Source organism: Ancylomarina longa, assembly GCF_003996985.1.
Classification (GTDB): Bacteria; Bacteroidota; Bacteroidia; order Bacteroidales; family Marinifilaceae; genus Ancylomarina_A; species Ancylomarina_A longa.
This window is the reverse complement of the sequence record NZ_RJJX01000028.1, coordinates 20,983-42,076: the sequence shown is the minus strand read 5'-3', so window position 1 is coordinate 42,076 and position 21,094 is coordinate 20,983. Positions and strand designations below refer to the sequence as shown.

The 21,094-nt window shown below is 35.7% G+C and carries 18 protein-coding genes and 5 tRNA genes; 7 read left to right on the top strand and 16 right to left on the bottom strand.

Annotated elements, in window-relative coordinates; translation table 11 throughout:
* The first annotated feature begins 247 nt into the window (after positions 1-247).
* From mutS to DLK05_RS14855, 3 genes are all read left to right on the top strand, one after another.
* Positions 248-2,863: a DNA mismatch repair protein MutS gene (gene mutS, locus DLK05_RS14865; RefSeq protein ID WP_235832016.1), complete on the top strand. Its 2,616-nt coding sequence runs from the start codon at positions 248-250 to the stop codon at positions 2,861-2,863.
* Positions 2,864-3,075: 212 nt separating this feature from the next.
* A tRNA-Gly gene (locus tag DLK05_RS14860) sits at positions 3,076-3,148 on the top strand.
* Positions 3,149-3,165: 17 nt separating this feature from the next.
* A tRNA-Leu gene (locus DLK05_RS14855) sits at positions 3,166-3,249 on the top strand.
* A gap of 168 nt (positions 3,250-3,417) precedes the next feature.
* On the opposite strand, the gene DLK05_RS14850 is transcribed toward DLK05_RS14855, so the two are convergent.
* From DLK05_RS14850 to selD, 13 genes are all read right to left on the bottom strand, one after another.
* Positions 3,418-4,062, bottom strand: coding sequence for an FmdE family protein (locus DLK05_RS14850; RefSeq protein WP_127344795.1), 645 nt, complete (start codon positions 4,060-4,062; stop codon positions 3,418-3,420).
* A gap of 12 nt (positions 4,063-4,074) precedes the next feature.
* Positions 4,075-5,142 carry a hypothetical protein gene (locus tag DLK05_RS14845; RefSeq protein WP_127344794.1) on the bottom strand — a complete coding sequence of 356 codons (1,068 nt, stop codon included), beginning with the start codon at positions 5,140-5,142 and terminating at the stop codon, positions 4,075-4,077.
* Positions 5,143-5,506: 364 nt separating this feature from the next.
* On the bottom strand, positions 5,507-5,821 hold the full coding sequence (locus DLK05_RS14840; protein ID WP_127344793.1) for a 4Fe-4S dicluster domain-containing protein: 315 nt from the start codon (positions 5,819-5,821) through the stop codon (positions 5,507-5,509).
* An 11-nt stretch (positions 5,822-5,832) separates the two neighbouring features.
* Positions 5,833-6,366, bottom strand: coding sequence for a permease (locus tag DLK05_RS14835; protein WP_127344792.1), 534 nt, complete (start codon positions 6,364-6,366; stop codon positions 5,833-5,835).
* A gap of 5 nt (positions 6,367-6,371) precedes the next feature.
* Complete coding sequence (locus DLK05_RS14830) at positions 6,372-6,851, bottom strand: permease (protein WP_209319902.1); 480 nt, start codon at positions 6,849-6,851, stop codon at positions 6,372-6,374.
* A gap of 6 nt (positions 6,852-6,857) precedes the next feature.
* Positions 6,858-7,169 (bottom strand): hypothetical protein, encoded by a 312-nt coding sequence (locus DLK05_RS14825; RefSeq protein ID WP_127344791.1) that lies wholly within the window; start codon positions 7,167-7,169, stop codon positions 6,858-6,860.
* Between the two features lie 207 nt (positions 7,170-7,376).
* Positions 7,377-7,676, bottom strand: coding sequence for an ArsR/SmtB family transcription factor (locus DLK05_RS14820; protein ID WP_127344790.1), 300 nt, complete (start codon positions 7,674-7,676; stop codon positions 7,377-7,379).
* A 1,132-nt stretch (positions 7,677-8,808) separates the two neighbouring features.
* Positions 8,809-10,449, bottom strand: a complete 1,641-nt coding sequence (merA, locus tag DLK05_RS14815; protein ID WP_209319901.1) for a mercury(II) reductase — start codon at positions 10,447-10,449, stop codon at positions 8,809-8,811.
* Positions 10,450-10,501: 52 nt separating this feature from the next.
* Positions 10,502-11,107 (bottom strand): mercuric transport protein MerTP, encoded by a 606-nt coding sequence (gene merTP, locus DLK05_RS14810; protein ID WP_127344789.1) that lies wholly within the window; start codon positions 11,105-11,107, stop codon positions 10,502-10,504.
* A complete protein-coding gene (locus DLK05_RS14805) occupies positions 11,104-11,487 on the bottom strand; it encodes an ArsR/SmtB family transcription factor (protein WP_127344788.1) in 384 nt (127 codons plus the stop codon). Before DLK05_RS14805 ends, merTP begins: the two co-directional genes overlap by 4 nt.
* A 394-nt stretch (positions 11,488-11,881) precedes the next feature.
* Positions 11,882-14,122, bottom strand: coding sequence for a TonB-dependent receptor domain-containing protein (locus DLK05_RS14800; protein WP_127344787.1), 2,241 nt, complete (start codon positions 14,120-14,122; stop codon positions 11,882-11,884).
* Positions 14,123-14,918: 796 nt separating this feature from the next.
* On the bottom strand, positions 14,919-15,260 hold the full coding sequence (gene yedF, locus DLK05_RS14795; RefSeq protein WP_127344786.1) for a sulfurtransferase-like selenium metabolism protein YedF: 342 nt from the start codon (positions 15,258-15,260) through the stop codon (positions 14,919-14,921).
* A gap of 9 nt (positions 15,261-15,269) precedes the next feature.
* A complete protein-coding gene (selD, locus tag DLK05_RS14790) occupies positions 15,270-16,310 on the bottom strand; it encodes a selenide, water dikinase SelD (protein ID WP_127344785.1) in 1,041 nt (346 codons plus the stop codon).
* Between the two features lie 102 nt (positions 16,311-16,412).
* Between selD and DLK05_RS14785 the strand changes: the two genes are divergently transcribed.
* Positions 16,413-17,186 carry a histidine phosphatase family protein gene (locus tag DLK05_RS14785; RefSeq protein ID WP_209319900.1) on the top strand — a complete coding sequence of 258 codons (774 nt, stop codon included), beginning with the start codon at positions 16,413-16,415 and terminating at the stop codon, positions 17,184-17,186.
* 22 nt (positions 17,187-17,208) lie between these two features.
* Here the strand turns inward: DLK05_RS14785 and DLK05_RS14780 are convergent, their stop codons facing one another.
* Both DLK05_RS14780 and DLK05_RS14775 read right to left on the bottom strand, forming a co-directional pair.
* A complete protein-coding gene (locus DLK05_RS14780; RefSeq protein WP_438830186.1) occupies positions 17,209-17,847 on the bottom strand; it encodes an O-methyltransferase in 639 nt (212 codons plus the stop codon).
* Positions 17,848-17,853: 6 nt separating this feature from the next.
* A complete protein-coding gene (locus tag DLK05_RS14775; protein ID WP_127344782.1) occupies positions 17,854-19,074 on the bottom strand; it encodes a M16 family metallopeptidase in 1,221 nt (406 codons plus the stop codon).
* 128 nt (positions 19,075-19,202) lie between these two features.
* On the opposite strand from DLK05_RS14775, the gene DLK05_RS14770 reads away from it, so the two are divergent.
* Both DLK05_RS14770 and DLK05_RS14765 read left to right on the top strand, forming a co-directional pair.
* Positions 19,203-19,275 (top strand) — tRNA-Phe (locus DLK05_RS14770).
* Positions 19,276-19,305: 30 nt separating this feature from the next.
* A tRNA-Phe gene (locus DLK05_RS14765) sits at positions 19,306-19,378 on the top strand.
* A gap of 56 nt (positions 19,379-19,434) precedes the next feature.
* On the opposite strand, the gene DLK05_RS14760 is transcribed toward DLK05_RS14765, so the two are convergent.
* Complete coding sequence (locus DLK05_RS14760) at positions 19,435-20,736, bottom strand: S41 family peptidase (protein WP_127344781.1); 1,302 nt, start codon at positions 20,734-20,736, stop codon at positions 19,435-19,437.
* A gap of 246 nt (positions 20,737-20,982) precedes the next feature.
* On the opposite strand from DLK05_RS14760, the gene DLK05_RS14755 reads away from it, so the two are divergent.
* Positions 20,983-21,055: transfer RNA gene (locus tag DLK05_RS14755), tRNA-Phe, on the top strand.
* Positions 21,056-21,094 lie beyond the last annotated feature (39 nt).

The following is a 21,094-nucleotide window of genomic DNA, read 5'->3' as shown; positions in this document are numbered from 1 at the left end:
ATGGCTCGATGAACCTTTTGATCAACCAAAACCAAAGCCTATAATTGCAATCCAGGGGGTGCTATTTTAGAATATGACTTAAATACCACTGAAATGTGCGATTCTAGGTTGAGATAATGATAGTGGAAAAACGTTTAGGACAGGATTGGTCTATAATCTACAATCTATAATTTCAAATCTATTATAAAGGAATGAGTATATTTGTTCGTTGTAGATAGAAAATGAAGTAAATTAAAATATATTTCCCTTGGTAAATCATAAAAGAGCGGTTGAAACTCCCTTAATGAAGCAATATTATCAGATGAAAGAAAAACATCCTGATGCAATATTGCTTTTTCGGGTTGGTGATTTTTACGAGACATTTGAGAGAGACGCTATTCGAGCCTCAGAAATATTAGGAATAACACTTACAAAACGAGCGAATGGATCTGCATCTTATGTCGAGCTAGCTGGTTTTCCACATCATGCAGTAGATACTTATTTACCAAAGTTAGTCCGAGCTGGAATGCGTGTGGCAATTTGCGAGCAGTTAGAAGATCCGAAGAAGACTAAGAAATTGGTGAAACGAGGAATTATAGAATTGGTGACTCCTGGGGTTTCCTATAATGATAATGTGCTGGAATATCGTGAGAATAATTTTTTGGCCTGTATTCATTTAGAGAAAAAATCTGCAGGAATTGCGTTCTTAGATGCTTCAACAGGAGAATTTCTTACTGCAGAGGGAAGTTTTGAATACATCGATAAGCTACTTGGAAATTTTCAGCCTAAAGAGGTTTTATATCAGAAAGGAAAGGAAAAGTTATTTCATGAGTTGTTTGGAGGAAAGTTCTACACTTTCACCATGGACGATTGGGTTTTTACTGAAAGTGCTGCAAAAGATCGTTTATTGCGTCATTTCGAAACTACTTCGCTTAAAGGATTTGGTATTGAAAACTTGCGAAATGGTATTATTGCTTCGGGTGCGGTTTTGCAATATTTAGACTTTACCAAACATGGTCAGGCTGCTCATGTTACAAATCTATCAAGGATAGAAGAAGATTGTTATGTGTGGTTGGATAAATTTACGGTTCGTAATCTGGAACTTTTTGGCGTTATTAATGATGGTGCTAAAACGCTTTCGCAGATCATGGATAGAACCTTAAGTCCGATGGGAGCACGCTTATTGAAACGGTGGATTGCTCTACCGCTTAAAGATATTACCAGAATAAATAGCAGACTTGATGTTGTAAAATTCTTTTATAAAAAGGAAAAAGAATCCTTAACTATTGAAGATGAGATTCGACAGATTGGAGATTTGGAGAGGATTATCTCAAAGGTAGCAGTAGCAAGAGTAAGTCCGAGGGAAATAATACAATTAAAAAATGCATTGATTGCCATTGAGCCTATCCGGAATTTTTGTTTGGATAGTGGAAATGACGGCCTGATTAAAATAGGGGAACAGTTAAATCCCTGTTTGAATGTTCGTGAAAAAATAGAGAATGGAATTCAGGCCGATCCACCAAATATGGTGAGTAAAGGCGGAGTAATTGCGGATGGTGTTTCTGCTGATTTAGATGAATTGAGGAAAATTGCCTTTTCGGGGAAAGATTATCTGCTTCAGATGCAGGTTCGGGAAAGTGAAAGAACAGGAATTCCTTCTCTGAAAATTGGGTTCAATAATGTGTTTGGTTATTATATCGAAGTAAGAAATACTCATAAGGATAAGGTTCCGGAGGAATGGATTCGGAAGCAGACCTTGGTAAGTGCAGAGAGATATATTACTCAGGAATTGAAGGAGTATGAGGAGAAAATTTTGGGTGCCGAAGAGAAAATATTAGCTCTGGAGACTCGCTTGTATAATGAATTGGTTTTGGGTATTGCTGATTATATTACTTCTATTCAATTGAATGCATCATTAATAGCTCGTCTGGATTGTCTGTTAGCCTTTTCAAAATTGGCCAGGGAGAATAATTATACTTGCCCGGAGATGAACGACTCTCAGGTAATTAATATCAAGCAAGGAAGGCATCCGGTAATTGAAAAACAATTGGCAATTGATGAAAAATATATAGCCAACGATGTTTATCTCGATAATGATAATCAACAGGTTATTATTGTTACCGGACCGAATATGGCTGGAAAATCAGCTCTGCTTAGACAAACTGCTTTGATTGTTCTAATGGCTCAAATTGGGAGTTTTGTTCCTGCACAGGAAGCAAAGATTGGTTACGTAGATAAGATTTTTACCCGAGTAGGAGCATCTGATAATATATCTTTAGGCGAATCTACTTTTATGGTGGAGATGAATGAAGCAGCCAGCATCCTGAATAATTTATCCTCGAGAAGTTTGATATTACTGGACGAATTGGGAAGAGGAACCAGTACTTACGATGGAATATCCATAGCTTGGTCAATTGTGGAATACATTCATGAACATCCAAAATCTAAAGCCAAAACTCTTTTTGCAACTCATTATCATGAGCTGAATGAAATGGAAAAATCTTTTTCGAGGGTTAAAAACTTTAATGTTTCGGTGAAGGAGGTGAATAATAAAGTTATTTTTCTGAGGAAGCTAATTCCCGGTGGCTCCAATCATAGTTTTGGAATTCATGTAGCGCGAATGGCTGGAATGCCTAAATCTGTGGTGAAACGTGCAGATGAAATATTAATTCAATTAGAAGGAAAACAAGGTGCTGATGATTTAGCGAAGCCGGTTGGTGAAATTGCCCAGCAAAGGGAAGGTTATCAAATGAGTTTCTTTCAACTCGACGATCCTGTTTTATTGCAAATTAGAAATGAGATAAAGGACATGGACATCAATAATCTGACTCCTCTTGAAGCTTTGAATAAATTAAATGAGATCAAAAAGATCTCCGGAATTTAAAGAATAAAAAACATGATAATTTTTCATTACCCCATTTTTAAAGGCTTTTGTTAGCTAGTGCCTGAAATTCAGAGTATCAGAAAAGGAAGAATTGTAATGGCTCTTATGATGATTAAAAAAAAAACAGGTGAAAAGTTTTTTTTCTTTTGCAGAATCAAAAAATACGTATATATTTGCATCGCAATTGAGAGAACAACGGTTCTTTTGTTAATGCGAGAATAGCTCAGTTGGTAGAGCACAACCTTGCCAAGGTTGGGGTCGCGAGTTCGAGTCTCGTTTCTCGCTCAAATCCTTTTTAGGATGCCCAGGTGGTGGAATTGGTAGACACGCTGGACTTAAAATCCAGTGGCCATTAGGCCGTGCGGGTTCAAGTCCCGCCCCGGGTACAAAAGCCCTCATGAACAGCAATGTTTATGAGGGCTTTGTTTTTTTGGAGCAATTAACAAAATCTCCTGATCCTTGAATACGGATCAATTCGAAAAGTTGGTGCAGAAATAAAATAAATATTTGATCCCCAAGTTTTGTTTTTGATCCCATTCATCCTTAATGAATCTTTATTTATTTTTTGCTATCGGGTGATAAAATACATGTTCCGATGGTTCCTGATTAGAGCAGGGGATACAAGTTTTTTTACCATCTTTTACCCTTAAGTAGCGTTCAAAAGTATATTCGCCACATACTTCACATTTGGCTTTAGCAAAAGAGCCTTTCATCGGTTTATATACAAAATCAGGCAACATTTCGATGGTAAATAATTCGTCAATCGGTGCATTTAGTACCATATTAATGATGTTTTGACGAACTTCGGCAGGTATTTGTGAAGGTTCAATTCCTTTTTTGCGGTAGGTGAAGAACTCATGAGGAGCAAGCTTATCCTGAAAGTTGTTATTAAGAACAATGCGTACTGCACCCTTGTTAGGATAACAGAACGTAGCTGCTACTTTGCCGTAATGCAATTTCTCCATCATTCCCTTGCCGAAAGTGGCTGATGTGGCAGACATAATTCCATCCTGCATACATCCCTGAGGATGGCCTACACCCATTTCAGACAATACGTGCATTTCGTGATCTTTGCAACGTTCAATACCTAGTTTTTCCATTGCCACTGTTCCCATACGGTATCCAATAGGCATAAATGGACATTGATGGCCATGAAACTCATAAGCCCATTCAGGTACTTGAAATTTTTGTGTTTTCATAATACTAATTTTTTAAAATTTATATTCCATATTAAATAAAATTCGGTTTTGAGGTTTTACATTGTCATCGGGTAACCATCCTTGGTAATTCATTGAAAGTTTAACTCCTTTTACAGGAGCAAAAGAGAGGCCTCCCATTAATGTATTTCCATCACCCATTATATTTCCATTGGTATTTTCAGTAATGTTATATAACAATCTATCAAAGCGAGTAAATAGTTCTGTTTTCCTGGTTATATGATAGGCTGTATAGAGGGAGAATCCATAGCTTTTGAGGCCATCAGTATTGTCAAGATTTTTCATGTAGTTAAATTCGCTGCCAATACGAGATTTATCAGTTGGTTTATATCCGATAAATGCAGAAAGCAATTGCTCCGCAGCTGAATTATTTATTCCAGATTGTTTGTTGTGATAAAAAATTCTTGTCTGAATTTTCTGAGAAGGATTAATATCTATTCCGCCGGCAATTTTTACTTTCCCAAAAGAATCTTGTTTTACACGTGAACCTTCTCCATTGGTTATAGCAGCATCAACAGAAAAAAACTTATTGAATTTATAATAAGCTATAAACCCTAAATCGCTACTTGGTATATGCCAGTACAAATCTTGAAAGGTTTGAGCAACATAACGCAAGCCCCAAAAACGTTCCATGGTAATGTAATGATTTTGTAAAATGGCTCCACCTTCAAGTGTCAGTTTATCATTTACTTTCCACTGCAAACTGGCAAATTTCAGCCACATAGTATAATATGAACCTTCTTTTGAAGTATTCTCAATATTGAATTTATTACCGGCAGAATCGCTTACCGTAATTTTTCCAACAGAAGTTGACCTGCCACGATCAAGAATAATTTTCGCATTCCATTTTGCGTTAAATTGATATTGAAATCCTATATGTGCACGACTAAAACTATACTCATATTTATTTTCATCGAAGTTATAAGATGCTGTACCAAATATTTGTACAATAGGCTTGACTTTGTGAAAGTCAAAATTATAAACATTAGTACTGTCCTGCGCTTTAGATGGCAGACTGGATAATAAGAACAGCAATATTGTGGTGTTTAATATTCTTTTCATTTATTACTAATAAATTATTTTATTATAAAGTCTTGAAGTGTACACGCCTTTGCCAGCATATTGGTGATGATTCCGGATTTTACTATATTTTTATGCCAGACTTTAAGTTTTTTTATTGTCATTAATTTTTACATGATTCATTCCTTTTATCATGTACAACTATTTTAACCGAATGATAAGGGATTTCTAATATCCCGGAATATTATGCTGTCAGGGAAACGAGCAGTAATTCAGCAGGATTTAGTAAAACATTATTGCATCCCGAAATAGCATCTAACGAAATTTCAGATTAGTTGCCCCTTGTTTGGGCCGGATCGCTCTGTTCAATAGCTGCATGTTTTATAATTAAGTATAACTTTTGTAATTATGGATTTGTTGGGTTTAATTTTCCTTCGGCTTTCATCTGTTTGGTAACTTTTGCCCATAGGTGTTCCTTTTTGTACGAAGCCCGAAGCTCATTTTTATCGGGGAAAGAAATTGCTTCACCTTTACAAAGATTGGCGCAGGTTGTGCAGCCCACTACACAAGCTAATGGTTTACTAACAACAGGACCTTCTTTTGTCCAAGTATAAACTTGCTTACCGCAGTTCATACACATACCGCATTTAAAACATTTACTAAGATCGATGGTGGGAAACCAATTAATCTTCTCTCTGGGATAATCTGTTAACCATGCCATAATAATTCGTTTTATACTTCATTAATTTTGCAATTATTTCTTTCAAAATATTTTCCCATAATTATTCCAATAAGAATAAATACCGGGATCGTTATTAATATTCTTAGTAATGAAAATTTTAAACCTAGAAAGCCTATCTCGAAAGTAAGCATTGGGATTTTTGCAGTCGTAAAAGCACTTATGTATATGAAAACATTTACGGGTGAACAACCTTTTTTCCATAAAAGATAAGCAACCGGAAAAGCTGCATATAATGGTCCTGCTTGAATAAACGCCAAAAGCATAACTAATAGCATTCCTTTTATTCCCGAAGTATCGCCTATATGTTTTTGAATTCGTTCTTTTGGAATCCATACATCAAAAAGCCCAATCAAGATAAACATCATAGGAAGTAGTATGATCATTTCTTTGAAAAACATCCAAAAATTGGTTTTAAATATTTGAATGCCCGGGTTAAACTGGAAATAGAAAGAAGTTCCTGTAAAAATTACGAAAGCGATAATTACCGGAATATCTAATTTATATTTTTTAAATAATGCTTTCATAAATTTTAAATTAAATAGTAAATAAATGCCATTACTGCACCAACCAGAATAGCCCCGAAGAAACTAAGTGTGTTCCTGATCAAAGTTGTTTTCATGCCAAAGTATTTTGCCTCGATGGGAATGGTTAAAATTCCAATCATCATTAAGGTGGTAATAAACACAGCAATAACCGAATAGCTTACGCCTGATTTAACCAATATTCCTGCAAGTGGGTATGCAATAAAACCTGGGAGTAGGGAAATTGAACCAATAGCTGCTGCTGATATATAAGCTCCCAAACCAGCCCCTTTTCCTAGATATTCCATCAAAAATTCATTAGACACGAAAAATAAAACAATACTTATAATGATAATCACAGATAGAAGCGTGGGTAATATCTTCAGAAATTGCTTTAATCCTTTTTTAATTCCTTTTAGTGTTTTCTTTCGATCAGCAATAAAAGAAATGACAACAAGTGCCACCGTAAGTATCATCATAGATTTCATAGTGTCTTATTTTTCATGTTTTTGAATTTGTATACCCATTAGTTTCGCTCCATTTTCGGTTCTCATTGAAAAAGTAGCGGGTTCTGAAGCCAAACTTTGTTTTTCACTAAGCCTATATTCTTTTCCATTCACAGTAACATCAACCTGCCCGTACATTACAACAAATACCACATGTGCTATCATGTCACATTCGGAGATGGTCCCATTTTCAGGTAAATCGATAATTCGAATTTTAAAATCATCGGTTTTGTAAAGCACATTTTTTTGTCTTTCTGCATAGGGAAACCCGGCTATTTTGGTAAAATCTAAAATTTCCATGATCAATTTTTAGTTTTATTACAAACAAGAATTTTTTTATAAAGCTTTCTTTAAAGAAATATATTAATAAGTAACTGTTTTCATTTTATTACTTTTTCAGGCGATTTGTATTCCTTACATTTTGTTGTAAAATTTTTCACTTTCAAATTTAAAATAAACTTCAAGCATTCGCATTTCGCAGAAATACGAATAATATTTGCAAATTTTTTAAACCTTAAAGAGCTGTTCAAAAAGTTGTTTGGCTTCTATCCAATTTTTTTTATTAATACAGTATTTAATTTTGGGAGATTCAATTTCGCCTTGAATAAGACCTGCGTCTTTTAATTCTTTTAAATGTTGTGATAGTGTTGATTTGGCAATAGGCAGCACATCTGTTAAATCACTACTATAACAACATGCTTGTTTTGAAAGCAACTCAATCACATACATGCGAACCGGATGTCCTAATGCTTTAGCATATCTAGCAATTCTTTGCTGCTTTTCGGTTATACCTGTTTCTAAATTCATATCTATTCGTAATATTACGAACAAATGTATATGTTTCTTTGGAGAAATAGAAATTATTATAACAAATCTCAGGAGAAAACTAAGATTAGCACGAAAGGAATAGTTGAAAACTTAATGGTTTCTTGTACTGTTTGGACTTTTTAGAAATCTCCTAATGTATTGTGATTGTAATTTTTCGATTATTTCTTCTTTGACTTCCGAATTGAAGAATTTTAATCCATCACTCTCTAAACCAATTAGTCCAAATGCAAGTAAAGAATCAGGTATAGCAGTATTTTTAAGAGTTAGCTTGTATTGATTATCCTGTTTCAGGGAATCCGTGATTTGATAATTAGCAAAAACAGAAGTTGGTATAAGTAAGAGGACTAACAAAACTATTCGCATATGGTGCTCCTTAAAAGGTGAATAATATGATGATACTTAATCGTTAAATAAATCATCTAATTGAAAGAGGGTATTTATGGGTGATAAGATTTTTAATCAGCATTTAATATTATTCGTAATAGGCTAAATTGCTTTATTGAACGTCCTGTTTTATAGTTCCTTTATTATTCTGCTTTAGGGAATGATGCGTTAAGAATTCAATAAGTAATTAGATCTCCCTGAGTAAAATCCCTATCCTAAGTTCGACGAAGTACTTCTTTAATAGATTTCTGGTGGTGATATGGATTGACAAAGACCTGAATGAATACCATGCTCCTGGTCCCGAAGCGCGGCGAGTGGCTAACTTAGTCCATCGACTAGCTTCCTATAGGGGATCGCTTAGGTCGGTAAGCTAAAAAAATGACTTGGCGAGCTACTCGTCGGGGTACTTGGTGTAAAAGATCGGGCTTCGGAACCTACTCATTGGGGTAGTAATACTAAAGGGTCGGCTCTCCGAACCTACTCGCTGTGTCTCCAGACCTACTCGCCGGACTTCGCGACCTAAAAATCGGGGTAACTTACCTAAAAATTTGGCTTGGTGACCTAAAAATCTACCTAAACTGATGAATGAATTAATGTTCAATATAAATCGACAAACTAATGTGAATATGGCTGTTTTGTAAAATGAGAACTGAATGTAGTGAGGTAGATTCAGCTCCTTCTTATTAGGCTGAATGCATAAATGATGGGCAAATCGATACATTTTCTTTTATACTGCACAGCAACTTAATTTAGATACATCTTTTCCAAATGTGATAGCAGTCAATTTTATCCCTTCGCCTAATGTTAGGTATGGATATAAACATTCAGCCAGATCTTTAATGGTTATGCCATATTTAATAGCCATACTTAATTGTTGAATTAATTCTCCCCCTTCAGGAGCTACAACTCTTGCACCAATCAATTTATCAGATTTGGTATTGCGGATGAGTTTGATAAAACCACGTGTATCGTTGGCTGCTATGGCTCTTGGTATATTTTTTAATTCCAGTTTAGAAACATCAAAAGGTATGTTTTGAGCTTCTGCCTGTGCCTCATCCAGGCCTGCACCTGCTATTTGTGGGTCTGTAAAAACCACCCATGGTAAAGAAGAATAATCCACCTTTTTTTCTTCTCCCTCAAAAGCATTTGCTATTGCTATGTTACCCTCATTTGCAGCTGTATAAACAAATGGAGGAGTATTTGTTACGTCTCCTGCTGCAAAAATATGTGACAAATTGGTTTCCATTTTTTCATTCACCTGTACCTCACCTTTTGGGGTTAATTGTAAGCCAATATTTTCCAATTTTAATCTTTGAGTATTAGGTTTTATTCCAGTGGCTATCAAAATTTTCTCAGCCTCGAATAATTTTTCTTCTCCGTTTTGTTCTGCTAGCACACTAATTTTATTGATATCTTTTTTTATTTCAATAAAACGAAGACCAGTATGAATTGTCAAACCTTCTTTACGAAGATGACTGGTAAGTTCCTCAGCAATATCTTCCGATTGGCTTGACAGTACATGGGCAGAACGTTGTAATAGAGTTACTTTAGTTCCTAAACGTTGATAAGCTTGTGCAATTTCCAATGCTATATACCCGCCACCTAACACTATCATTGATTCTGCTTGTTTTTCTAAATCGAATAAACTAACATTGGTAAGATAATCTATATCAGACAGTCCCTTTATATTAGGGATTTGTGTTGTCGATCCTGTAGCAATTAAAAATTTAAGAGCCGTATATTTCTCTTTTCCACCGACAATTATGGTTTTATCATCAACAAACTCAGCCCAACCTGTTACCATTTTAAGGTTTTGAAAATCACTTACCACATCTATGTATTTCTTTTCCTGCAGGGTAGCAACTAATTTTTTCTTGTCTTTAATAATCTGGGTAAAATCAATATCAACACCCTTTGGTTTGATACCGGTAAAGTTGGAATGTCTTGCATGATGGGCAGCTTCACCGGCGCGGATTAGGTTTTTTGAAGGTACACAACCTACGTTTACACAAGTTCCGCCAAAATTTAAACCCTCATTTACCATTAAGGTTGACAAGCCTAAACTTTCCGCTTTTATGGCTGCTGAAAATGCGGCCGAGCCACCCCCTATTATAATTAAATCAAAGGGTTTTGACCCAATATTGTTTTTAGGGATTTCCCCAACCACTTTATAATGTCCTGTACTGTTAATGATTTCAGCAATTTCTTCTTTGCTGATTTTGCCGGGGTCGAATTCAAATATTCCATTACCAGATTGGTGACTGACGTTATTTGAAACAATACCGTCCTTGCCCTCAAACTTTTTAGTGATAGTTTGCGCACAATGGTCACAGGTCATGCCTTTTATTTTAAATTCTGTAAATTCCATCTTTTGTTATTTTAGCAAATACTTAAATTAGAAATATAAATTTTTTTTGATGCTAATTTTCACCAACCACCTTGTAAGAGGTTTTGTCTATTGATTGAATAATGGTTTCTGCCGAAGTTTTTGATTTATCGAATTTCACTTCGGCAGTACCTGTTTTATGATCGGCTTTAGCCTCGATAACACCATCCACTTCCTGTGCTGCATAGGCTACATGGCTGTCGCAGGCATCGCAGGTCATGCCTTCAATATCAAGCTTGATAGTTTGAATATCGGCAGTATTTACAGTAATAACTTCATGTTTATTTTTTGGATAAAATACAGGTGAATAATAAGGAAATGCTAACATTAGAGCTGCAAAAACAGTAATAATTCCAAGGAATTTTTTCGATTGCCAGAAGGAAGGCTTCTCGTCTTTCTCGCAGGCACATTCTATTTCCTCTAGTGTTCGGGGTTTCAATTTTTGATACCAGGCAAATCCCAACACCAAAATAGTGAATCCCATTAAATAAGGACGAAAAGGTTCCATCCACGAAAAGGATGATGCTATACCACTTGTTCCGGCAATCAATGCTAAAACCGGAGTAATGCAGCAAAGGGATGCAGCAATAGCGGTGATAATTCCGGAGCCGACTAAGGCTTTGTTCGATTTTGTTTTCATACTGTTTCTGATTTTAAGATTTTACTTTTTGAATTAATAATATTAAAAAATGATTCAAGGATAAGCAGGAAGTCATTTTTGATAAAATAAAAATAGGTCTGTCCTTCTTTACGAACATCCACAATATTTCCTTCTTTTAATTTCCGTAGATGCTGCGAAATAGCGGAGACATTCATGTCTAGAATATCGCTTAAGTCACAGACGCATAGTTCTTTTTCTTCATAAAGTAAATAGAGGATTCTTAGTCTTACTTTGTTTCCGGCTAATCCCAACACAAGCGAAAGCTGCGAAATGCTATTCTCTTTTGAGGCTATCTTGCTTTTGCAATTATTGATTTGGTCAATATCGGCTAGTGCTCTAATACAAACTTGATTATTCATAATACAGTATTTATTATTTCCGTGTTTAAGTAAACGCTAAAATACATTAAATGTTTCGTAAAGAGAAGGTTTTAACATTATTTAAGCATTTGCTTAAATGTATTTTCTTTAATTGACGTGCTGACTGCAACTGCTAAGCATATGATTTTAATAAAATTTTAGGTTGGAGAATTTAGCTCCTTCGGATTTTCAAGTTTTGGCATTGTCATGGCAAAAACTAAATGTGCTGAAATATGTGGTAGTTCTAAATATGTAATTTATTTGTGTTTGTATTCTTGTCATATGAATCCTAAGATTATAGCTTCCTGAGTCTGTCTTTAGTGTTAATGATGGAATTGATAGAAGGGAAACCTAAATGTTGAGGTAGGATCGCCATACCTCAACATTACAAATTTTAGAAGCTAAAGGCAAAAGTGGCATAAAATGTTCTGCCCGGTGCGTAAATAGATAAATTGTCGCTCCCTTTTACCGAGCGCGAAAGATGCTCGTAATAGGTTTTGTCGAATATATTACGAATTCCTGCTTTGCATTGCACATGATCCGAAATAGCATACGATGCTTTAAAATCGAATAAGCTAAATCCGGGACTTACTGTTTCGCCATAATCTTTTGCTATTCTATTTTGCTTTAGAGTGTGACGAAATAAAATCTCAATTTGCAATTTTGCCTTCATCAGCAAAGCTCCTATAGTATATCGTAAATCTAATGGAGGAATTTCTGGCAGAGCCTGGTTGATTTCCTTGTTCTTCCCAAAAGTGTATGCCATATTTATCCGATGAAAGAAATTATTAGTGAGCTTTTGGTTAAAATTGATCTCAAAACCTCTCATTATAGCCTTATCTATGTTGATGTATTGTTTTACACCGGGTGCTGTAGCCATGCGAGGAGTTAGATCTTCACGAATTACTGAACTGATATAGTCATTTATGTAGGAGGAGAAAAGGCTGATTAGTAATTCGCTTTTGGGGCTTTTCCAGGTCAGGTTTAAATCGGCCTGATAATTGATTTCCGGATGTAAATCTGTGTTGCCAATTCTCTCATAAGGATCAACATCTACAGGTAAAAAATTGATGAATCGTTCAGTCAGGCTACCACTTCTTTCGGCTCTGCCCAGCCATAAACCAATTCGGATTTGTTTCGATAAATCGTAGGTTGATCCCAAGCTTAATGAAGTATTCAATCGATTTGAAGCCGCGCTTGAATTTGCATTGATAAATTCACTGGCAGTATCTCTGCTTTTGGCTTCGTTATATTCAAAACGTGCCGAGCTAACAAAATATAAATCTTCCAAGGAGAAATGATATTCTCCAAAAATACTGGTTTTTGATATTTTACTGTCCTGCCAAACATTGTCGAGAAGCGTGTTTCCTGCTTTTGGTCCCATAAGTAGTTCTCTCGATCGGGTTCCTTTGGCTTGTTCCGATTTAAAATCAACACCTGTGTATAGGGTGCTGTTTGTAAACTGAAATGCTGCCTCCGATCTAAGTGCAAAGTTTTTAGTTTTTGCTTTGGTAGTAGCATTCACCATCCTGGGATTTAATTCTTTTCTCAGATTATCCATTTCGTGATCTACAAAGGAGGCGTTTGCTGAGGTGGTGATGGAAGCGATTTGGGATCGGCTAAAATTGATCTTATGCTCCATGCTGATAAGCCATGTGTTGTCTTCTTTTAAATCCATATTGAGCGCAGGAAAATCAACATTCTCGGCAAAATTATTATTCGCTGATATTTTTAGATGCTGAGATTGAGATAGTTTGAGAACACTATTCCAACCAATATTTCTGCGATTAAATTCCGATTTAATGAAATTTCCATCTCCATCTTTATAGTCTGATCCCTTACTGTAAGCTCCATAAATACCTAAGCTATAAAATTTACCTGTTGTTCCTGTTAAAGCTTCGTTGCGAAAAATGTTGCCATTGCTTTCGTAACTCCCACTTAGCCTTCCAAATGCCTTGGGCGATGGGGAAAAGACTGTTGGTTTGGATTTAAAATGAATACTTCCTCCGAATGAATTTCCGAAACGAAGAGAGTAAGGGCCTTTTAGAATTTCAACCCGATCTACCATATTCATGGGGATTTGACTTACCGGCGGATCCATACGGTTGGGGCAAGCGGCTGTAGCACTCAGTCCATTATCCATTATGATGCTGATCTGATCATATTTAAATCCTCGTAAAACGGGATCGAAGCCGTAGCTACCACTTTTTCGAATACCGCCTATCATGGCAGATTGAGCCAGAAATTCTCCTGCGTCATGTGATAATTTATCGCTATTTTCTACCGCCATAATCTCGCTGGTATTTTTGTTTCTTTTTCTGGCTATCACCGTGGCAGGCATCAAGGAAACAAATGTTTTATTTAGGTAGAGAATACCTGTTGCTAAGGCCCTTTCTAACTCCTGACTATCGATTTGAGTTTTGCCGTAATTAACATGTGATATTTTTAGAATAGCTTTTTCCTGTATTTTAATGGTGAATTTTCCATCTAAACTGCTACTTCCTTTTTGATCTTGATATAGAAAATGAACATAAGCAATCGGCTTTTCTGTTTCTTTGTCAAGTAATTGTATGGTATATTGGGCGTATAGCAGGTTTCCGAGTAGTAAGAAAAAGATTAATAATATATTTTTCATTTTGAGTGTGTTGAAATTGAAAACTATATGGTTAGTATTGCCATATCTTAAAAAGATGTCTGACAAATCGGTTTCTTTTTCCGATATGGCATTCTGTCTTTCTGTCTTTCTGTTTTATGAAGTGTGGTATTTTCCACTAGCACTGAGAAAATATTTTTTCATCCTTTAATTGAGCATAGTTCGTTTGTTTCAGCAGTCAGAATTGTAATTAGAAGTTGGCGTAACCACTCTTTTGATACAATTTGCTGTTCGATTGAAATAAACAAGTTTATGTTATAGGTTTAATTTCCTTGGGGGATGAAAAATATCGAAATAGAATATTGGGGGATGAAATTGTGGCGAAAGCAGTTTTAGTAGTCTTGGCTTTTGGTAGAACGGAGGCTTGTAATAATTCTTAGTCGTGAATAAATATAGGAGAGGTTCTTTTTCACTCAGCACCTTTTCGTTGGTGGATTCTTTTTTTTCGTGTTCCAATATCTGCTTTTTTAAATGACATTTACCATTGCAATGCATTTCCGGCTTGTCTTTATTTTCGCATATTTCAAGGTAAAATTTCTGATTGAGTTTGAATTGAAGCATGATAATCACTACTTCAAAACTTTTAATAGAGAAGAGAACAAGTAATAGATATATAAGTAATTGCTTCAAATTAAAATTATCAGATGTTAAAGTATTAAATATAAAGCTTTCTTATTAATCGATTCCTATGTAGTAATAAATAAAAGAATTTATATCAAAAAAAATCCCCGGGAAGTTCAATTCCCAGGGATACATATTTGATATAAATCTATCTCTCTTAAAGGTTAATGATTTTATCTGCTCCAGCTTGTAAGGTAATAATGTCGGGCATGCTTCCAACGACTCCTACTTTTGCTTTATCGATTAAGCCGAAGAAATCTAAACAGGTTTTACAAGCTAACATGCGCACTCCTTTTAGTTCCAGATTTTGCAATGCTTCCAGTGCAGGAGAATCTTCGCAAATTAGTTTTATTCCACCATTATAAAAAACGATTATTTTAGGCAATCTTCCATCAGCATCCAATAGTTTAAAATAGTTGGTGATTAGCTTTAAGCCTAGTTCTTCATCTCCATTTCCCATCCCATTTTGGGTGACCTGAATTAGTGTATTTTTGTGCATTACAATTTTTTATTTGATGTTAATGTAAGCTTCATCTTCGGTATTGCGTTTTACTAATTTTCCGATAGGATTTAAATGGAATCCCTGTGACTTTGCCAATTCAAGAAATTTGTTGATGTGATTGTCATCAACCGCAACCAAAAGTCCGCCACTGGTTTGCGGATCGCATAGTAAAGCCTTTTGATCTTCGGTAATGTCGCCAATTAGGTGACCATAGGAAGCCCAATTTCTTCTGGTACCTCCAGGAGTACATTTTTGCTGGATCAATTCTTCCACACCGTCAATTTTTGGTACTGCCTTAAAATCAATTTCTGCATTAACCTGACTACCTTCACAGATCTCACTTAAATGACCTAATAAACCAAAACCTGTAACATCCGTCATGGATTTGATATAGTCTTGCTGCCCAAATATTTCACCCACCTTGTTGAGTGTACACATTAAATCAACGGCAAGCTGATTGTTTTCGTGAGCAATCAATTTCTTTTTTTCGGCAGTAGTTAACACTCCGATACCTAATGGTTTTGTAAGAAATAGCGTGCAGTTGGGACTTGCGGTATTGTTTTGTTTAATTCTGTTGGTAGCAACAATTCCGTTTACCGAAAGACCAAAAACAGGATCAGAAATATCTATAGAATGACCTCCTGCCAATTGGATGCCGGCATCAGCGCAAACATCTCTGGCACCTTCCACTACTTTTTGAGCAATTTCTGTGGAAAGTTTCTCTAACGGCCAAGCTAATATGGCGAGTGCCATTATTGGTTTGCCTCCCATCGCATATATGTCGCTAATGGCATTGGTTGCAGCAATTCGTCCAAAATCATATGGATCATCTACAATTGGAGTAAAAAAATCAGTGGTGCTGATTAAAGCTTGTCCGTTTCCCAGATCATAAACCGCAGCATCATCTTTGGTATCGTTTCCAACAATTAGCTTAGGATTGGGAACAATTGGTCTGGTGCTTTTTAAAATACATTCCAAATCTTTAGGTGATATCTTGCATCCGCATCCTGCTCCAGGACTGAATTGTGTTAATTTTTTTGTTTCCATGTTTATTTTCCAATCGATTTTTAACGTGGCAAAGATATTATTTTTTCATCGGATAAAATGTTAATTTTGATCTGGCTTTTATCTAATCAAATAGTACTGATATTGAGAAAACTTATTTCTATAACTTTAAGTCTTTTTGTTTTTTGTTTTGTGTTTACCAGTTTTTGCTGTGCGAAAGATTATTATTCCCTTTCAAATACTCGTAAATCGCCACAAAATAAAAGTGATACTACTTATGTGAATGAAGTGGATTCATGCTTGCAGAGCAAACTGAATGCGAATGGGAAAAGGATGTTACAGATTTATCTGATAAGGCACGCAAAGCCTAATTTGAAAAAGGAGTCTTTTTATACCTCATCGGAAGCTCAACAATATATTCACGATTATAATTCGGTTTCAATTACTCCATTCGATCCCTGTTTGGTTAAAGTGAATTTAAAAGCAAATCATATTATTTATTGTTCTAACCTACGTCGGGCTCAGGAGACTGCTCTGGCTATATTTGGAGATAAATATCCGGTAGTTTCGGATACTGTATTTAGAGAATTTGAGATACGGATAATTGAGGCCAATAGCATTTTAAAACTTCCTTTAGGTATTTGGCAGGCTTTTAGTAGAGGTAGCTGGTTATTGGGTTTTAATCACAAGGGAATTGAAAGTTATAAGCAGGCAAAGCAACGGGCTCGCTTTGCAGTGGATAATTTAATTAAGGTAGCGAATGTTGAGGAAACTGCTGTTTTGCTTGCTCATGGTATGCTGAACAGATCCATTGAAAAAGAACTTTCTAAAAGAGGATGGAAAGTGGTTCAAAAGAGAGGGCAAATTAATCTGGGAGCAAGCATTTTAACCAAAATCGTACCCCTTAAGGAGCAATGATTAAATAATTCAGGGAGTTAGTTTATTTTTTCCGGATCATCATCAAGCCATGCCGAATAGGTAACAGTACGTTCTCCACTCGTTCCTCTTTTTGGATGAAATCGTTAAATGCAAGAATCCCCTGGGTTTGTTTGTCGTTGGAATCTATATCCTTTAATACTTTTCCATCCCATAAAACATCATCGGCAACGATAAAACCACCTTGTCTTAGTTTAGGATAAACTGCCTCAAAATAATCGATGTACTGACGCTTGTCGGCATCTATAAAAATCAGGTCAAATGTTTCTTCAATTTTAGGTATTATCTCAAGTGCTTTACCGATATGGAAATGTATTTTCTTTTCAAAGCCGGCCCTTTTGATAAACTTCCGCGTGAATTGTTCCAGTTCATCATTGCAATCTATGGTGTGTATTTTGCAAGATTCTTCTGTTCCCATTGCCATGCTTATTGCTGCATATCCGGTGTAAGTCCCAATTTCCAGAACTCGTTTTGCTTGCAACATCTGGCAAATCATCTTAAGAAATTTTCCTTGCAGGTGTCCCGAAAGCATTCTGGGGCGTAGCATTTTTACATGCGTTTCGCGTGATAAATTTGTTAGCAGTTGATCTTCCTTTTCGGTATGGGAGAGAATGTAATCTTCTAGTTCTTTATTAATTTCCAACATGACTTATTTGTACATCAGCGTAGTTAAACGTTCTTTATTCAGAATCTCATTGGCAACCTCCATAAGCTCTTCTGCGGTAATGATCTCTACCTTTTCATAAATTTCCTTTAAGGAATCTACACGATTATATAGAAGGAAGCTCTTCCCAACATTAAGCATTAGATTTTCGTTATTCTCCGAAGAGATGGCTATTTGTCCAATCATTTGGTTCTTCGCACGTCTTAATTGTCCGGCTCCCAATTTTTTGGTACAAAGCAAATTCATTTCCTTGTAGATTAAACTCAAACATCTATCCAGATATTCCTTATCGGTACCGAAATAAATGCTAAACACACCAGTATCGGCGTAAGGTGTGTAGTTGGATTCTATATTATATGCCAAGCCGTGTTTTTCCCGGAGCGTTAAATTTAATCGGGAATTCATTCCAGGTCCACCTAAAATATTTGTTAGTAGCGATAAAGGAATTCTCCTGTCATCATTTAAATCGTAGGCGATATTACCCAAGATGCAATGACGTTGATAGGTTTTTTTTATTAAAGTCTGTGTTCGGGGAATATAAGAATTTGGTTTAACACGTTTATTTGTGCGGATATTTTCGGGAATATGACCAAAATATTTTTCGACAATTTTAACCAGCTTTTTAAATTCGATGTTTCCAACCGAGCTAATTACCATTTGATCTGTATGGTAATTGTTCTGAATAAAATTTAAAATATCGTCCCTTTTGAATGCTTTGATGTGTTTCGGAGTTCCTAAGATATTTCTTCCGATAGGATCCTGCTTGAAAATTAATTCTTCAAAATCATCAAATATTAGCTCTGAAGGGGAATCTTTATAGGAATTAATCTCGTCCAGAACGATTTCTTTCTCCTTTTCCAGTTCCTTTTCGGGAAAGACAGAATTAAAGGTAATATCACTTATTAATTCCAATGCTCTCTTGTAATCTTTATCTAAAAACGTAGAATAAACACATGTTTCTTCTTTCGTGGTATAGGCATTTAATTCTCCACCAACATCTTCCATGCGGCTTAAAATATGATATGCTTTTCTCTTGGAGGTTCCTTTGAAAACAACATGTTCAATAAAGTGAGCGATACCCCATTCCTCCTCTTTCTCATCACGGGAACCAGTATTCAAAATAATTCCACAATGGGCTACTTTTGCCTTCACCGGACGATGAATTAATCGGATACCATTTGATAATGTGTGCGTTTCGAATACCATATGCTTTTTTATTAGGCTGCAAAGGTAACAAGAACTTTATAATCCGTTGAAAATTTCACTTCTAATTTCATTGGTTTTATTTGGAGGTGTAAATTTTTTACGTACTTTTGCATCGCTCAAGTAAAGAGGGTACCATAGCTCAGTTGGTAGAGCAATGGACTGAAAATCCATGTGTCCCTGGTTCGATTCCAGGTGGTACCACAATCTTTCTTTTTTGAGTTTTATTTAGAGGGTACCATAGCTCAGTTGGTAGAGCAATGGACTGAAAATCCATGTGTCCCTGGTTCGATTCCAGGTGGTACCACAAACAAAGGGAAAAACATTACGTTTTTCCCTTTGTTGCTTCTTATATGTTCGTATTTAAAATGCATCAATCAGTTCATCCAAACCTTTTTTCTTAAATTCTCGTTCGGATGTTGAAATGGATTTTGCCGTAGCGATAACCGGAAAGTTCTGAGTTTTAATAAATTCCAGAGCGCTCCTGAAATTTGATTCTTCTATATTGCCAAAATCACGACTAATATCATCCACTATTTCATAATCAACAGGAATGCCATCAAAATAGCCCCCTTCGTCATTGGCATTGGTAATCGAAAAACTGATGGGAACGATCGCTAAATTTAAATCCTTTTCTTCGAAAACGTACATACCTACTGGTTTGCCATGAGTAGTGCTTCCGATTAAAATAACATTTTCTTTTCCTAAATATGGTTTCAATCCATTAATTACCATTTCGCTGGCAGAAGCTGTAGAAGAAGTTGTTATTATAAATACTCGTTGAAATCCGAATGCGGCAGGTTGATTTTCAAAAGCTTCGCTGAAATCTTCCGATCGCTTCGATTCATTGTGGAAAACTTTCGAGAATATTTCTCCTTCGTATTGATTACCTGTGATTAATGAAGCCAGCTGATTAGCGATATAGGTGCTGCCTCCACCATTATATCTTAGATCCAAAACTAATTCTGATGCATTTTGATCTTTGAAATAGGTGAATGCTTCATTCAGTTCTTCTTCGGATCGTCCAAGGAAACTATCAAAAGCAAGATAAGCCACTTTTATTCCTTCGTAATCAATTACTTCTCGTTTTAATACGGTGTTTTGGTCAAGTTCTTGCTGAGAGGCTATAACTTCTTTTTGTTCTCCTGAATTATTTTCAAAGACAAAGTCTGCATTTGGTTTTCCTAGTTCACTTAATATTTGATTGTCGCTTAAGTTGGATATAGTAAGTTGGTTTATTTTAACTAGTTTCCAGCCTCTGGTAATACCTTCGTTTGCTATTGGCGAGGCATCAAATATAAGTTTCACTCTCAAATCATTGTTCTGATCAAATTTAAAGGATAGACCATATCCTGTGTAGGTTCCATTCTCAAAAAAGGCAAGAAGGTCATCCAGATCGGCAATAAAACTCCAGCGATCCTGACTAACTAATAAGTTTTCAAAATAGGCATTGGCTGAATTGTAATTATTTGAATTGATAGCGGGAAGTTGATCATTCCACAAATACCACTCCTGCATGGTTTTGTCAATTGTTTCGAAAATGTTCGAATTATTTTCTGTTCTAGGGAATTCATTGTTGTTGTTATTGCATGACAGGAGAGTCAGAAGTGCAATTAATGGAAGAAAAATGTTTCTTCTGAGTAAGGTCCAGACAGATTTATACATGTAGTTGTTTGTTTAATAGGTTTGTGACTTTAGAACTAACAAAAATTATACCTCAATTATAAGGAACGTAGTTAATAGGTTTCTATTGCACAGGAATTAGACGGGATATATTTAAAATAAATCTAAATAGAACTGGAAAAAATTGATTCTGAATTGCTTTGGGAGGAAATGCTTTAAATCCTCAAATGGAGTCGCTTTAAATAATTTTGTGAAGATTTATTTTTCTCTATTTTTGTAGCACCAACTGGTACCATAGCTCAGTTGGTAGAGCAATGGACTGAAAATCCATGTGTCCCTGGTTCGATTCCAGGTGGTACCACCCAAAGAGGAGAAACTGTTTTGTTTCTCCTCTTTTTTT